This is a genomic window from Serratia sp. CY71090, from assembly GCF_052166845.1.
Lineage (GTDB): Bacteria > Pseudomonadota > Gammaproteobacteria > Enterobacterales > Enterobacteriaceae > Serratia > Serratia nematodiphila.
Window position 1 is genome coordinate 26,439 of the sequence record NZ_JBJNOA010000017.1, and the last position, 15,347, is coordinate 41,785.

At 62.5% G+C, this 15,347-nt stretch carries 15 protein-coding genes; 8 read left to right on the forward strand and 7 right to left on the reverse strand.

Annotated elements, in window-relative coordinates:
• Positions 1-7: 7 nt before the first annotated feature.
• Entirely contained in the window at positions 8-1,540 is a 1,533-nt protein-coding gene (locus tag ACJ8OK_RS23450; protein WP_033633153.1) for a YdgA family protein, read from the forward strand.
• A 44-nt stretch (positions 1,541-1,584) separates the two neighbouring features.
• Here the strand turns inward: ACJ8OK_RS23450 and ACJ8OK_RS23455 are convergent, their stop codons facing one another.
• Complete coding sequence (locus ACJ8OK_RS23455; protein WP_442531128.1) at positions 1,585-2,739, reverse strand: serine hydrolase domain-containing protein; 1,155 nt, start codon at positions 2,737-2,739, stop codon at positions 1,585-1,587.
• Positions 2,740-2,842: 103 nt separating this feature from the next.
• On the opposite strand from ACJ8OK_RS23455, the gene ACJ8OK_RS23460 reads away from it, so the two are divergent.
• Complete coding sequence (locus ACJ8OK_RS23460) at positions 2,843-3,751, forward strand: LysR family transcriptional regulator (RefSeq protein WP_021505436.1); 909 nt, start codon at positions 2,843-2,845, stop codon at positions 3,749-3,751.
• Between the two features lie 26 nt (positions 3,752-3,777).
• Here the strand turns inward: ACJ8OK_RS23460 and blaSRT are convergent, their stop codons facing one another.
• Positions 3,778-4,914, reverse strand: coding sequence for an SRT/SST family class C beta-lactamase (gene blaSRT / locus ACJ8OK_RS23465; protein ID WP_031300463.1), 1,137 nt, complete (start codon positions 4,912-4,914; stop codon positions 3,778-3,780).
• A gap of 206 nt (positions 4,915-5,120) precedes the next feature.
• Between blaSRT and ACJ8OK_RS23470 the strand changes: the two genes are divergently transcribed.
• A complete protein-coding gene (locus tag ACJ8OK_RS23470) occupies positions 5,121-6,002 on the forward strand; it encodes a LysR family transcriptional regulator (protein WP_033633155.1) in 882 nt (293 codons plus the stop codon).
• Here the strand turns inward: ACJ8OK_RS23470 and ACJ8OK_RS23475 are convergent.
• The gene (locus ACJ8OK_RS23475) at positions 5,999-7,030 is read right to left on the reverse strand and encodes a Mal regulon transcriptional regulator MalI (protein WP_015377763.1); all 1,032 of its coding nucleotides are present in this window, start codon (positions 7,028-7,030) and stop codon (positions 5,999-6,001) included. The two genes, ACJ8OK_RS23470 and ACJ8OK_RS23475, sit on opposite strands and share 4 nt — an antisense overlap.
• A gap of 223 nt (positions 7,031-7,253) precedes the next feature.
• On the opposite strand from ACJ8OK_RS23475, the gene malX reads away from it, so the two are divergent.
• Positions 7,254-8,873, forward strand: a complete 1,620-nt coding sequence (gene malX, locus ACJ8OK_RS23480; RefSeq protein WP_049188119.1) for a maltose/glucose-specific PTS transporter subunit IIBC — start codon at positions 7,254-7,256, stop codon at positions 8,871-8,873.
• A complete protein-coding gene (locus tag ACJ8OK_RS23485; RefSeq protein ID WP_235363372.1) occupies positions 8,866-10,047 on the forward strand; it encodes a MalY/PatB family protein in 1,182 nt (393 codons plus the stop codon). Before malX ends, ACJ8OK_RS23485 begins: the two co-directional genes overlap by 8 nt.
• Positions 10,048-10,079: 32 nt before the next feature.
• Here the strand turns inward: ACJ8OK_RS23485 and ACJ8OK_RS23490 are convergent, their stop codons facing one another.
• Positions 10,080-10,448: a hypothetical protein gene (locus tag ACJ8OK_RS23490; protein WP_015377760.1), complete on the reverse strand. Its 369-nt coding sequence runs from the start codon at positions 10,446-10,448 to the stop codon at positions 10,080-10,082.
• On the reverse strand, positions 10,445-11,041 hold the full coding sequence (locus ACJ8OK_RS23495) for an NUDIX domain-containing protein (RefSeq protein WP_015377759.1): 597 nt from the start codon (positions 11,039-11,041) through the stop codon (positions 10,445-10,447). The genes ACJ8OK_RS23490 and ACJ8OK_RS23495 overlap by 4 nt, the downstream gene beginning before the upstream one ends.
• Before the next feature lie 97 nt (positions 11,042-11,138).
• Here ACJ8OK_RS23495 and ACJ8OK_RS23500 point away from each other — a divergent pair, with 97 nt between their 5' ends.
• The 3 genes from ACJ8OK_RS23500 to ACJ8OK_RS23510 all read left to right on the forward strand — a co-directional run bounded on the left by ACJ8OK_RS23500 (position 11,139) and on the right by ACJ8OK_RS23510 (position 13,684).
• Positions 11,139-11,894, forward strand: coding sequence for a DeoR/GlpR family DNA-binding transcription regulator (locus ACJ8OK_RS23500; protein ID WP_049241210.1), 756 nt, complete (start codon positions 11,139-11,141; stop codon positions 11,892-11,894).
• Between the two features lie 136 nt (positions 11,895-12,030).
• On the forward strand, positions 12,031-13,029 hold the full coding sequence (gene add / locus ACJ8OK_RS23505) for an adenosine deaminase (RefSeq protein WP_004938457.1): 999 nt from the start codon (positions 12,031-12,033) through the stop codon (positions 13,027-13,029).
• A 109-nt stretch (positions 13,030-13,138) separates the two neighbouring features.
• A complete protein-coding gene (locus tag ACJ8OK_RS23510; protein ID WP_442531134.1) occupies positions 13,139-13,684 on the forward strand; it encodes an AAA family ATPase in 546 nt (181 codons plus the stop codon).
• A gap of 11 nt (positions 13,685-13,695) precedes the next feature.
• Here the strand turns inward: ACJ8OK_RS23510 and ACJ8OK_RS23515 are convergent, their stop codons facing one another.
• Complete coding sequence (locus tag ACJ8OK_RS23515; protein ID WP_004938453.1) at positions 13,696-14,700, reverse strand: bile acid:sodium symporter family protein; 1,005 nt, start codon at positions 14,698-14,700, stop codon at positions 13,696-13,698.
• 72 nt (positions 14,701-14,772) lie between these two features.
• On the reverse strand, positions 14,773-15,347 hold a 575-nt coding region (locus tag ACJ8OK_RS23520; protein ID WP_442531135.1), incomplete at its 5' end, for an oxidoreductase.

Consider the following 15,347-nt stretch of genomic DNA (forward strand, 5'->3'; position numbering starts at 1 on the left):
CAGAGCTATGAAAAAATCGTTAGTCGCTGTCAGCGTCATTGTCGTTCTTGGCGCAGCATGGACCGGGGCATCCTGGTACACCGGGAAACAGATCGAGCAGCACATGGGCGAAGTCGTCGACAACGCCAATGGCCAACTGAAAGCCTACCTGCCGAAAGCCGGCGTCAAGCTGAGCTATGAAAATTACCAGCGCGGCCTGTTCAGCAGTAAAGTGCGTTATGTGCTGCGTTCCGACGGCACGGATACCAGCGAAAACGCGGCGCTGAAAGCCGGTGAAGAAGTGGCGTTCCTGGAAACCATCGATCACGGTCCGTTCCCGTTCGCGCAGCTGAAAAAATTCAACCTGCTGCCGAGCATGGCGTCAGTGCATACCGAGCTGGAAAACACCCCGGCGGTGAAAGGCCTGTTTGAAACCACCAAAGGCAAATCGCTGTTTACCGCCGATTCGCGCATCTCGTACAGCGGCGATACCGCGTCCACCATCGACTTTATCCCACTGGACTACCAGAAGGATAAATCTTCGCTGAAATTCAGCGGCGCCACCATTGACGCCGATGTGTCCCGCGATCTGAAAAAATTCGCGCTGGACGCCAATAGCGACACTATCGTGTTCGCCAGCCCGAACGAATTCGGCCAAAACGAGCAGATCACCTTCCAGGGCTTCAACCTGAAAGGCAACAGCAACGAAAGCAAGTTCGGCGTGAAGCTCGGCGATCAGACGATGACGCTGAAGCAGTTCAAACTGACGATCGACGGTAAAGATACCGTGGCGTTGGACGGTTTCAATCTGGTGAGCAAGTTTGGCGAGCAAGGCAGCAGCAATATCGGCGGCCAGATCGACTACACCATGGACGCGCTCAAGGTGCAGGGCAACGACTTCGGTGCCGGTAAACTGACGCTGAAAATCGACAACGTCGACGGCAAGGCGCTGAAAGACTTCTCCGACAGCTACAACCGCCAAACCATGGCGCTGCTGCAGCAGGGCGAGAACCTGGATCCGGACGTCTACGAACAGCAGACCTCCGAGATGCTGCAAAAGAACCTGCCGATGCTGCTGAAAGGCAACCCGAGCCTCAGCATCGCCCCGCTGAGCTGGAAAAACAGCAAGGGTGAGAGCGTCTTCACGCTGGATCTGGCGATGACCGATCCGAGCAAGGCCGCCTCCCCGGCACAGTCGCCGGATCAGCTGATCGCTCAGGCGGTTAAAAAGCTGGATATCAACCTGACCATTCCGGAAGCGATGGCTACCGAAGTGACCGCGAAGACCGCCTTGTTGCAGGGCTATAATGCGGAAGACGCGCAGAAACTGGCGCAGCAGCAAGTGCAGGGCCTGGCGGCCATGGGTCAGATGTTCAAGCTGACCACCCAGAAAGACGGCGTGATCGCGAGCAAGTTCCACTACGCTGACAATCAGGTTGACCTGAACGGCAACAAGATGTCGCTGCAGGAGTTCATCGGCCAGTTCGCCATGCTGGGCGCCCCGGCGGAAGACGCTGAACCGGCTCAGGAAGCGGAACCCGCTCCGGTACCGGCGCAGTAATCGCCTGAAAACCTAACAAGGGCCCCCTGCGGGGCCCTTTTTATTTACGCCGCATAAACCGCATCGCGGATCTGCTGCGGGTAGCGGCCGCACATGCCCTCAAATGCGGTATTGGTCAAGACAACCACGCTCAGCTGCGCCTGTGGATCAAAGAACCAGCTGTGGCCGTAAACGCCGCCCCAAGTCAGCGTGCCGGCATGCTGCGGCGTCTGCGCGGCGTCTGGATCCACCAGCAGCGCGCCGCCAAAGCCGAAGCCCCAGCCCGGCCCTTGCGTTTGCGCCTGCGCGCCCACGTGCGGGCTGCGCAGCAACGCCACCGTGTCCGGCTGCAACATGCCCTGCCCGCCGCTGCGCATCGCTTCCACCAGCTTCAGCACGTCGTCGGCATCGCCGACCATGCCCGCGCCGCCGGAAGGATAAGCCTCCGCGTTAAGCGCCCGCGCGGGTGAAAACAGCACCTCGCCCCCCGCCATCTCCTCCGGCAGCGCCACCCGCAGGTCTTCATACATGCGCAGTGGCCCTTGCGGGGTGTTGTAATACGGCGTCGCCAGGTTCGCGGCGTCCGTCGCATGGAATGCGGTGTTGCCAAGCCCCAGCGGCTGCGCCACCCATTCGACAAACAGTTGCGGCAGCGACATGCCCGTCACCCGCTCCAGCACCGCGCCAAGCACATCGATCGCCAGCGAATAATTGAAGCGCTCCCCCGGCGCCGACAGCAACGGCGCCTGCGCCAACAGCCGCAGGTTTTGCTCCAGCGTCAGCGTCGACAGCTCCACGCCGTCCTGGATCCCCAACTGATGGTAAACGCCCGCCGGCGGTTGGTTCAGCCGATAGTCCAGCCCGGCGGTATGGCTCAGCAAATGACGGATCTTGATCGTCGGGCGCCGGCCGTCCGCCAGTGCCGGGGTAAACCACGGCAGCCAGTCGCTGACCGCATCGTCCAGGCTCAGCTTGCCTTGCTCAATCAAACGCAACGCCGCCAGCGTGGTATAGGGTTTGGAAACCGACGACAGCCGAAACTGCGTTTCCCGCCGCATCGGTTGCCGCGCTTCGCGATCGGCATGACCGGCCGCCCCGGCGTAGCAAATTTCACCCCGCCGCGCCACCAGCACCACGCTGCCCACGATGCGCCCTTCGGCCATCGCCTGTTGATCGATCGCCGCGATCCTTTCTGTTAACGCCTGTTGTATTGCCGACATGATTTTAATCTCTCTGAGGGAAAGTAAAAATCAGTCTAAAACGTTCTTCATAAATTAAAATAAGGCATAATTTAATGAATCATTAAGCACAGGTTATTGATAGATGAGTTCACTCCTGCAACTGCTGCCCTATTTCGAAGCCGTGGCACGCCTGGGCAACTTTACCCGCGCGGCCAGCCAACTGGGCGTCACGCCGCCGGCGGTGTCGCAAAACATTCAGGCGCTGGAGAATCAGCTGGGAGTGCGGTTATTTCACCGCACCAGCCGCTCGGTGCGCCTCAGCGACGAAGGCCGGTTGTTCTATCAGAAGGTATCGCCGGCCATGGGCCAGATCGATGTGGCGGCGGACGATGTGCGCGCCCTGGGCGCACAGCCGGCAGGCCTGCTGCGCATTACGCTGCCGCAGTTGGCCGCTTCGCTGCTGGTGATGCCGCATCTGGCGGCGTTTCAGCGGCGCTATCCCGAGGTGCAGCTGGAGCTGTTTACCGAAGACCGCTTTTCCGATCTGGTGCTGGGCAGTTTCGATGCCGGCATTCGCATGCACGCCATGCTGCAAAAGGACATGATCGCCGTGCCGATCGATAACGGCCAGCGCCGGGTGCTGGTCGCTTCGCCTGACTATCTGGCGCGCTGCGGCGCACCGGCCACGCCGGACGATCTGCTCGCGCACCATTGCCTGCGCTACCGTTTTCCCGGCAGCGGCAAACTGGAACCCTGGTATTTCAGCCTGGGCGACGATGAACGCGCGCTGGACGTCAGCGGCAGTTTGATTTTTAACGAAGACAGGCTGATCAAGGATGCGGCGTTGGCGGGGCTGGGTATCGCACAGCGTTTTCAGGGCACGGTGTTGCAGGAGCTGGCACAGGGGCAACTGGTGGAAGTGCTGCCGGGTTACGCCAGCGAAGCATCGGGATTTTTCATCTACTTCCCCGCCGGCAGACATCTGCCGCTCAAACTGCGCGCCTTTATCGATTTCATGCGCGAGCAACGTGAACGGCAGCATCGGTGGTAGGGGCGCCCCGCCGGCGCCCCTGATTGTCAGCGCTTCTCCAGCGCCTGGATGATGCGATAAGTCGCCTCGACCCGATCGTCGTTCGGGAACCATTTGTTGGCCAGCATCACCACGGCGATATTCTTCGCCGGGATGAACACCGCGTAGGTGGAGAAACCGCCGGTAGAGCCGGTTTTGTTATACCAGCCGGCGCGCAATTCCGGCTGCGGCGGCGTGATGGCGGTAGCCGGCGTGCCGTTCATGATCATCCCGGCGTTGTTGCCCTCGATCAAACGCGACAGTTTCACCGGATACGGGTAGTTCTCCCACATCAGATCCTGCGTGAACGCGCCCGCCTTATAATAGCCGACGTGCGTCCCGGCCAGCGCGTCGCGCCACGGCTGTGCGACCTTCACCTGCTGCAGGTTGGCGTCCAGATAGCGAATCAGATCGCGAGCGTTGGACTTGATGCCGTAAGACTCGGCGTCCAGCGGGCCGGGATTGACCCGCACCGGCTTATCGTCCTTGTTGTAACCCTGCGCATAGTTGGCCATCTGCGCCGCCGGCACCTGAACGTAGGTGTGGCTCATGCCCAGCGCCGGCAACATCCCCTGTTCCATCGCCTGGATAAACGGCTGGTCGAGGCTTTTGGCGGCGATCATGCCCAGCATGCCGATACCGAGATTGGAATAGACCCGGTAGCTGCCCGCCGGATGTTTCGGCTGCCAGGCCCGGTAGTAGGCCATCAATTGCGCGTTGTCGGTGACGTCGTCCGGCACGAACAGCGGCAGGCCTGAGGTATGCGTCGCCAGATTCAGCAGGCTGACGCCGTCGAAGGCGCTGCCGCGCAGCTCGGGCAGGTAGCGGCTGGCCGGATCGTTGAACGACAGCTTGCCCTGCTGCTGCGCATAGACCGCCAGCGTCGCAGTGAAGGTTTTGCTCAGTGAGCCCACTTCGAACAGCGTCTGCTCGGTGATCGGTTTGCCGGTCTGCTTCGAGGCCACGCCATACGGGTAAATCTGCTGTTTGCCGTCGACCGACACGGCGATCGCCATGCCCGGCACGCCATATTTTTTCATCAGCGGCTGAATAACGGCGTCGATATCCTGCTGCTGCGCGGCCTGTGCGGTCGGCAGGATCAGCGCGGCGATCAACGCGGCCGCCAGGCGGTTCATTTTCGTCATGATAGAAGCTCTCAGGTTGCAGGGCATCGGCCGCGGCCAAAAGTTTTTATTGGCGTTATGCACGGCGCTTTCCCTGGTTGATGATGTCATTCCTTTACGGCTGCCGCGACGCTCTCAGCAGCCGCGCCAAATATCGGATTTTGCCGCCGGGTTGACAAGCGATAATAATTTCAGCCAGCATAAAGAAAAACTTATGGCTATCGACAATGCGCAATCGACTTCCCCTCAACGCCCTGCGGGCGTTCGAATCCTCCGCCCGCCACCTGAACTTCACCCGCGCCGGCCTGGAGCTGCGCGTCACCCAGGCCGCCGTCAGCCAGCAGGTGCGCATGCTGGAAGAACAGCTGGGCATTCAGCTGTTCCGCCGCCTGCCGCGCGGGCTGGATCTGACCGAAGAAGGCCAGGCGCTGCTGCCGGTGTTGAACGACGCCTTCGACCGCATCGAGGCGGTGCTGCAACAGTTCGAAGGCGGGCATTTCCACGAGGTGCTGACGGTGGCAGTGGTCGGCACCTTCGCCGTCGGCTGGCTGATGCCGAGGCTGGCGGCGTTCCGCACGGCGCACCCGTTTATCGATCTACGGGTGCTGACCCACAACAACCTGGTCAATCTGTCGGCCGACGGCATGGATTTCGCCATCCGCTTCGGCGAAGGCCTCTGGCCCGCCACCTGCAATATCAAGCTGTTCGACGCGCCGCTGACGGTGCTCTGCCCGCCGGCGGTCGCCGCGCGCCTGCGCACGCCGCAGGATCTGCAGCACGAGCAGCTGATGCGCACCTACCGCAAAGATGAATGGGAGCGCTGGTTCACGGCTGCGCAGGTGACGCCGTGGCGGATCAACGGCCCGGTGTTCGACTCGTCAAGACTGATGGTGGAAGGCGCGATCCAGTGCGACGGTGTGGCGCTGGCGCCGGTCAGCATGTTCCGCCGCGAACTGGCCGCCGGCGTGCTGCAGCGGCCGTTCGCCGCCGAGGCCGCGCTTGGCGCCTATTGGCTGACCCATTTGAAGTCGCGGGACCTGACGCCGGCGATGAAAACCTTTATCGGCTGGATCCGCCGGGAGGCGGAAGAGGAACAGCGGCGGGATTAGGCGGAGCCACGCCGGATCAGCGTCGGCGGCAGAATGACGTTCTGCGCCGGCAGGTCGGCGTCACCGATGCGCTGCAGCAGGCGCGCGGCGGCGCTGCGCCCCACTTCCCGCGCCGAGCTGGAGACGAAGGTCAGCGGCGGCTCGGTCAGCTCGGCCTCCGGCACGTCGCCGAAGCCGATCAGCGCCACCTGCCGGCCGTAGTAGGCGTCGACCCCGTCCGAGCCGATGCTGCGGCCGCTGCGCGTCAGGCCAAAATAGGCGCCAAGCGCCACCGAAGCCTTGTGGCAGACGACAGCGGTAATGTTCGGGTAGTGGCGCAGCAGCTGTTCCGCCGCTTGCGCCGCCTCACGCTGCCGGCAATCGCACTCGACGATCCATTCGCTGCGAAACGGCAGGCCGTACTGCACCAGCGTGGCGCAAAAGCCGCCCAACCGCTCGGCACGCGTCAATGAGTCGCTCTGGCCGCCAAGGTAGGCGATTTGGCTGTGGCCGCGTTTGATCAAAAATTCGGTGGCCAGTTTGGCGGCCTGCATGTTGTCCGGCCGCACCACGTCCACCCCATCGAGACCGCTGGAGCGCGCCACGCACACCAGCGGTACGCCCTGCTCGGCCGCCTTCTCCTTCAACCCAGCCGCCGCGCGAATGCCGCCGGCCAGCACGATACCGTCGACGCCCTGCGCCAGCAGCGCGTCAAACGCCCGCTGCAAGCCCTGGCCGTCGCGCCCGCTCTGGGTTAAAAACAGCAGTTTGTCGTGCGCCTCCAGCGCTTCGCTCAGCCCGGCGGTCATTTCGGCATAGAAGGGTTCGCAAATGTCGCGCAGAACGAGGCCGATCACCCCGGATTCACCGCCGCGCAGCGTCGCCGCCTGACGATTGCGCACGTAGCCCAGCTGCTCTATCGCCTGATTGACCTTCTCGACGGTGGTCGGCGAAATCCGCCCCTTGCCGCTCAACACCAGGGAAACCGTGGTGACCGACACGCCCGCCTGCTGCGCCACATCGGTGATGGTGATTTTTTTGATGCTCATAGTCTCTGCGAACCCGTTCCTGGGCAACCCGCGCCGTAATGATCAAGGGTATACCGAATCCGTTAGCTCAGTAAAACGTTTTACTGCCTGCCGCATTGTCGCCAAAAACCGGGCGGCAGATTTGTGATTGGTGGCGCATTTTTGCTAGGTAAAACGTTTTATCTTCTTTTTACCTAATCAACAGTCCCCTTTTTGCTCGTCTTTTCGCCAGGAGAAGTCGGTTATGTCAGCAGCCAACAAACCCAAAATCACCCTCTGGGAGTTCTTCCAGAGCCTGGGCAAAACGTTCATGTTGCCCGTCGCCTTGCTCTCTTTCTGCGGCATCATGCTGGGGATCGGCAGCTCGCTGAGCAGCCGCGACGTGATCACCCTGATGCCGTTTATCGGCCACCCGATCTTCCAGCTGATCTTCACCTGGATGAGCAAGGTTGGCTCCTTCGCCTTCAGCTTCCTGCCGGTGATGTTCGCCATCGCCATTCCGCTGGGCATGGCGCGCGAAAACAAAGGCGTCGCCGCATTCTCCGGTTTCGTCGGCTTCGCCGTGCTGAATCTGGGCACCAACTTCTACCTGACCGCCGCCGGCGTGCTGCCCACCAGCGATCCGCTGGTGCTGAAAGCCAACAATATCCAGAACATCCTCGGCATTCAGTCGATCGATACCGGCATCCTCGGCGCGGTGATCGTCGGCATCATCGTCTATCGCCTGCATGAACGCTTCCACACCATCCGCTTGCCGGACGCGCTGGCGTTTTTCGGCGGCACGCGCTTCGTGCCAATCGTCACCACCGTAGTGCTGGGCCTGTGCGGCCTGGTGATCCCGCTGATCTGGCCGTGGTTTGCCGCCGGCATCACCGGGCTGGGCTGGGTGATCAACAGCGCCGGCGCCTTTGGCCCGATGCTGTTCGGCACCGGCGAACGCTTGCTGCTGCCGTTCGGCCTGCAGCACATTCTGGTGGCGCTGATCCGCTTTACCGAGGCGGGCGGCACGATGGAGGTGTGCGGCCACAGCGTCAGCGGCGCCCTGACCATCTTCCAGGCGCAGCTCTCCTGCCCGACCACCACCGGCTTCGCCGAGAGCGCCACCCGCTTCTTGTCACAGGGTAAAATGCCGGCGTTCCTCGGCGGCCTGCCGGGCGCGGCGCTGGCGATGTACCACTGCGCTAAACCGGAGAATCGTCACAAAATCAAAGGGCTGTTGATTTCTGGCGTGGTGGCCTGCGTGGTCGGCGGCACCACCGAACCGATCGAATTTTTGTTCCTGTTCGTCGCGCCGTTCCTGTATCTGATCCACGCGCTGCTCACCGGGTTGGGCTTTACCGTGATGGCGCTGCTGGGCGTGACCATCGGCAACACCGACGGCAACATTATCGACTTCGTGGTGTTCGGCATTCTGCACGGCACCGCCACCAAGTGGTATCTGGTGCCGGTGGTGGCCGCCGTCTGGTTCGTCGGCTATTACGCCATTTTCCGCTTCGCCATCCAGCGCTTTAACATCAAAACGCCGGGCCGTGAGAGCGACAGCGCCGTCAGCCAAAGCGCATCGAGCGGCGCGGTGGGCAAATCCGGCTACAACGTGCCGGCGATTCTGGCGGCCCTCGGCGGCCCGGGCAACGTTATCACGCTGGACAACTGCATCACCCGCCTGCGCCTGTCGGTCAACGACATGAGCCGGGTGGACGATGCGGCGCTGAAGGCCAACCGCGCCATCGGCGTAGTGCATCTCAACGACCATAATCTGCAGGTGGTGATCGGCCCGCAGGTGCAATCGGTGAAAGATGAATTAGACTCACTGATAGCCACGGCGCAACCTGCCGCGGCGCTGCAGGGAGCCACCCATGTTTGATTTCTCCACCCCGATCGACCGCCACGGCACCTGGTGCACCCAGTGGGACTATATCGCCGATCGTTTCGGCAGCGACGACCTGCTGCCGTTCACCATCTCCGATATGGATTTCGCCACCGCGCCGTGCATTCTCGAGGCGTTGCAGCAACGCCTGCAGCACGGCGTGCTGGGCTACAGCCGCTGGCAGCACGAGGATTTTCTCGGCGCGCTGCGCCACTGGTATCAGCAACGTTTCAACGTCGCCATCGACACCGCAACGGCGGTGTACGGCCCCTCCGTTATCTACATGGCAGCGCAGCTGATCCGCCAATGGTCCGTACCGGGCGATTATGTGGTGACCCATACCCCGGCCTACGACGCCTTCTACAAGGTGATCCTCGCCAACCAACGCCAGCTGTTGGCCTGCCCGCTGCACAAGGTCGGCGACGACTGGCGCTGCGACATGGCGCACCTTGAGGCGTTGCTGGCGCGGCCGCAAACCAAGATCCTGCTGCTGTGCAGCCCGCATAATCCCACCGGCAAAGTGTGGCGCCGCAACGAGCTGCAGCAGATGGCCGAACTGTGCGAGCGCCACGACGTGCGCGTCATCAGCGACGAAATCCACATGGATATGGCATGGGGTGAACACCGCCATACGCCGTGGAGCCAGGTGGCGACCGGCGCCTGGGCCTTGCTGACCTCCGGCTCCAAGAGTTTCAACATTCCGGCACTGACCGGCGCCTACGGCTTTATCAGCGATGACGCCAGCCGCGAAGCCTATTTCCAGCAGCTCAAAGCCCGCGACGGCCTCTCCTCGCCGGCTGTGCTGGCGGTGGCGGCGCACGTGGCTGCCTATCGCCACGGCGAACCCTGGCTGGACGCCCTGCGCGACTATCTGCAGGATAATCTGAGCTACGTCGCCGAACGGCTGGAGCAGGCGTTTCCCGCGCTGGGCTGGCGCCCGCCGCAGGCCACCTACCTGGCCTGGATCGATCTGCGGCCGCTGGCCGTAGACGATCGGGCGCTGCAGCAGGCGCTGATTGAGCGCGAAAAGGTGGCGATCATGCCGGGCTTTACCTACGGCGAGGAAGGCCGCGGGTTCCTGCGCCTTAACGTCGGCTGCCCGCGCGGCAAGCTGGAGGCCGGCATGGACAAGCTGATCGCCGGGTTGAGGGTGGTGCTGGACGAGCAATAACGCGAGGGGGCGAGCCTCTGCCCGCCCCTCGGTTACGCCTGAACAGACGGAATTTCCTCCAGATGACGATAGACCGTCAATCCCCATTCGTTAGCCAACCGCACGTCGTTATCGGCCCCCGCAGATGCCCCTTCGATGCGATACACCGCCTGACACTGCGCAATCAGCCGATGGGCCACCGGGTAAAGAAACGCCTCGCTCACCGCATCGCCAACCTGAGTGGAGCCTGCCGCCGCCGCCAAAGGCAGCGCCAGCCACTCGCCGATCACCGGCACGTGCCCACGCAGGTAGACCGCCAGCGCCGCCTGTTCCAGGCGCGCCAGATTGGCGGCGATACGCTGCGGATCGCCATCGGTGCCGCTGCGATAGGGGCCGGCGATCAGGATTTGTTGTGCTTTCATCGTTCTTCCTCCAACGTCCGGTTCAAGGCGACAAACTGCAGCAGCATGATGGTCTTGGCGTCAACAATCGCGCCCTGACGAATCGCCTGCAGGGCCTGCGCCAGCGGCAGCTCGATCACCTCCAGATCCTCGCCCTCCGCCGCCACCCCGCCGCCCTCGTTGACGCGATCGCCCGCCTGATATTCACCGACGAAAAAGTGCAGCTTCTCGGTGACCGAACCTGGGCTCATGTAGGCTTCAAACACTTTCTCCACGTTCTGCACGAAATAGCCGGTTTCCTCTTCCGCTTCGGCTCTGATGCGCGCCTCCGGCGACGCGTTGTCCAGCAGCCCGGCGGCGGCCTCAATCAGCATGCCGTCATGACCGTTGACGAACACCGGAAAGCGGAACTGGCGCGTCAGGATCACCGTCTGCGCCTGCCGGTTGAACAGCAAAATCACCGCGCCGTCACCGCGATCGTAAGTCTCACGGCTTTGCCGCTGCCAGACGCCGTCGCGCCGCAGAAAATCAAAGGTGGTTTTTTTCAGCAGGTACCAGTCATCGGACAACACCCGGGTTTCGACAATGCGAACTCGGTCTTTGGTGGCTATCATCGGTTTACTCCGCCAGAGGAAGGAAATTGATACTATCGTGCAGTTTCGTGTATGATCAAGATATTTCGTGCAATGCAAATTTGAGGGAAAAATGGCCATGTTGACCAGCCAGCGCAAGAAAATCATCCTGGAGAAACTGGCTCAGGACGGCCAGGTGTTGGCCAAGCAGCTCAGCGAGCTGTTCGGGCTGTCGGAAGACACTGTCCGGCGCGATCTGCGCGAACTGGACGCCGAGGGGTTGCTGCAGCGGGTGCACGGCGGCGCCCTGCCGGTTTCATCCGCCATCGCCAGCTTCGCCGAACGCAATCAGTTGGAATCCGGCGCCAAACGCGCGATCGCCAAAGCGGCGGCGGCGCTGATCGCCCCCGGCCAGGTGGTGATCATCGACGGCGGCACCACCTCCGCCGAGCTGGTCAGGCAGCTGCCGCTCAGCCTGAACGCCACCATCGTCACCCACAGCCCCAGCGTCGCCGTGGGCCTGGCCGATCATCCCACGGTGGAGGTGATCCTGATCGGCGGCCGGTTGTACAAGCATTCGATCGTCAGCGTCGGCGCCGCCGCGGTGGAAGCGATGTCGCATATTCGCGCCGATATCTATTTTATGGGCGTGACCGGCGTGCACCCCACTGCGGGGCTGAGCACCGGCGATCTGGAAGAGGCCTACATCAAGCGCGCGCTGGCGGCCCGCGCGGCGGAAACCGTAGTGCTGGCCTCCGCCGCCAAGCTTAACGCCGCCTCGCAGTATGCGATCGGTGACATTACGCTGGCGCATACCATCATCGTTGAACGCGCCACCGACGACGCATTGATCGCGCCGTTGCAGCAGGCGGGGGTCAGCGTGTTGAAAGCCTGATTCGCGACGATAATGCGATATATCGCGCATTATTTGTGATTCACATCACTTTTTTATGCAACGAGATGGCAAGTTTCATTCATTTGTTTTTATACTGTTCTGCACTTTACCTACGATAAATTAGCGAGTGCCCAGCATGATCGATCCCCGCCTACCGCTTACCGACATTCACCGCCATCTCGACGGCAACATCCGCGCGCAGACCATTCTCGACCTCGGTCGCCAGTTCAACCTCACCCTGCCGGCCAACGATTTGGAGAGCCTGCGCCCGCACGTGCAGATCACCCACGCCGAACCGGATCTGGTCAGCTTCCTGCAGAAACTGGACTGGGGCGTAGCGGTGCTGGGCGATCTGGACGCCTGCCGCCGGGTGGCCTACGAAAACGTCGAGGACGCCGCCAACGCCGGCCTGCACTACGCCGAGCTGCGTTTTTCCCCTTACTACATGGCGATGAAGCATCAGCTGCCGGTCGCCGGCGTGGTGGAAGCGGTGATCGACGGGATCCGCTCGGGCTGCCGCGATCGCGACATCGACATTCGCCTGATCGGCATCATGAGCCGCACCTTTGGCGAGGCCGCCTGTTTGCAGGAGCTGGAAGGATTGCTGGCGCACCGCGACGGCATTACCGCATTGGATTTGGCGGGCGATGAGCTGGGCTTCCCCGGCAGCCTGTTCCTCAACCACTTCAACCGCGCGCGCGACGCCGGCCTGCGCATCACCGTGCACGCGGGCGAAGCCGCCGGCCCGGAAAGCATCTGGCAGGCGATCCGCGAGCTGGGTGCCGAACGTATCGGCCACGGGGTAAAAGCGGTTGAAGATCCGGCGCTGATGGACTTCCTGGCGGAACACGGCATCGGCATCGAATCCTGCCTGACCTCCAACATCCAGACCAGCACCGTGCCGTCACTGGCGCAGCATCCGCTGGCCACCTTCCTGCGCCATGGCGTGCTGGCGTCGATCAACACCGACGATCCGGCGGTTCAGGGCATCGAGATCGAGCATGAATACCGCGTCGCCGCGCCGCAGGCCGGGCTGACGCCGGCAGAAATCCGCACCGCGCAGGAAAACGGCCTGAAGCTGGCCTTCCTCAGCGAGCAGGAAAAACAGGCGCTGCGCGCCAAAGTTCAGGGCTAATCTCCCCAGGCGCCAAACGGCGCCTTCTTCTCATCCCCCGTTTTCTTCCGCCTGCTCGTCTTTATCGCTGTTTTCACCCCATCACTCTGTTGCAAGAGAGGAGATCCGTATGTCTGACAAACTACGCCGTATCGTGCTGACCGGCGGCCCGGGTTCGGGCAAAAGCACGCTCATCGACGTTCTTCATCGCCGCGGTTACCCGCATTCGCAGGAGGCGGGCCGGGCGATTATTCAGGATCAGGTGAGTATTGGCGGCAATGCGCTGCCGTGGGGCGATCGCCAGGCTTTCGCCGAGCGGATGCTCGATTGGGAACTGCGTTCATGGCGCGAAGTGACGGGCGCAACATGCTGGTTCTTCGATCGCGGCCTGCCGGATATCGCCGGTTACCTGACGCTGTGCGGATTATCGATCCCCGCCCCCTTAACGGCGGCGATCGACGCCTTTCGCTATGCCGATACGGTGTTCATCGCCCCGCCGTGGCGAGCGATTTATGCGCAGGACAGCGAGAGAAAACAGTCTTTCGCCGAAGCCGAGCAAACCTATCGGGCGATGGTGGCCATCTATCGCCGTTATGGCTATCGGCTGCAAGAGCTGCCGCGCGCCTCACCCGATGAGCGCGCCGACTTTCTGCTCGACGCGCTGAGCCACCGTTAGCGGCCTGCGGCCTATTTGGCCGCCAGCGCCTCCGCCTCGGCCCGCTGTTTGGCGGTTTTACGCGCATAGCGCTGCGCCAGCACCGCGCACACCATCAGTTGCACCTGGTGGAAAATCATCAGCGGCAGCACCATGGCGCCCACCGCCGCGGCCGGGAACAGCACGTTGGCCATCGGGATGCCGTTCGCCAGGCTCTTTTTCGAGCCGCAGAACACAATGGTGATTTCATCGGCGGTGTTGAAGCCCAGCCAGCGCGCCGCGTAGGTGTTGATCACCAGCACTACCGTCAGCAGCACCAGCGACATCACCAGGATGGTCAGCAGCGACCAGCCGTCGATACGGTGCCAAATCCCTTCCACCACCGCCGCACTGAACGCGGTATACACCACCAGCAGGATCGACGAACGGTCGGTCAGGTTAATCAGTTTGCGATGGCGGTCGATCCACTTGCCGATCAGCGGCCGCGCCAGATGGCCGATCACGAACGGCACCATCAGTTGCAGAATGATTGAGCCAATGGCGTGCAGCACGTCGGTATTGCCGCCCTGGGTATGCATCAACGCTCCCACCAGCAGCGGCGACAGGAACACGCCAAGAATGCTGGACGCCGAGGCGCTGCAGATCGCCGCCGCCACGTTGCCGCCCGCCGCCGAGGTAAAGGCGATGGCCGACTGCACCGTGGCCGGCAGCGCGCACAGATAGAGGAAGCCGAGATAGACCGTCGGCGTCATGATGCCCGGCACCAGCAGATTCATCGCCAGCCCGAGCAGCGGGAACAGCGCAAAGGTGCTGAGGAACACCAGCAGATGCAGCTTCCAGTGGCTCATGCCGGCGACGATCGCCTCGCGCGACAGCTTGGCGCCGTGCATAAAGAACAGCAGCGCGATGGCGGCGGTGGTCAGGTGTTCAAAGAAGGTTTTCCAGATGCCTTCGCAGGGGAACAGCGAGGCGACGATCACCACCAAAATCAGAACCAGCAAAAATTTATCAATGCGCAAACGCTGCAACCAGGACATGAAACGAATTTCCTTGCACGTAAAGTCGTAAAAAGGCCCGACGCTTCGCCGGGCACAGAGAAATGGGCGGTATCAAACCACCGGCAGCGCCTGCTGCAGCCGGGCCGATTCCAGCCCCAGTTCAATCAATGCCATCACCGCGATGGCGTCGGCGGCCGGCACCGGGTTTTCGCCTATGCCGGTGATCGCGTCGCGCACCGCCGCGTAATAAGCCGGATAATTGCCGGGAATGTTGAGCAGCGGTTGCTCCGCCAGCAGATCGTCACGTGACAGCGTCACCACGCCGTCGCGCATGTCATAGCCCCAATCGGCCTGCGGCAAACGCTCGCCGGCCTTCAGCCGGTCCTCCTGCGGATCGAGGCCGTATTTGACATAGCTGCCGCGGGTGCCGTGCACGACGTAGCGCGGGCTCTCCGCCGCCGCCAGCATGCTGGCGTGCAGCACCACGCGGCGATCGCCATAGCTCAGCAGCGCGTGAAAATAGTCCACCGCCTGCGCCCCCGGCCGCAGCTCACCCAGATCGACGAACAGCCGCTCGGGTTTGCCGAAGAGTTGCAGCGCCTGATCGAGCAGATGCGGCCCCAAATCGAACCAGATGCCGCTGCCGGCGCCGCCCTGTTCGCGCCAGCGCTGGCGCACCCGCGGCC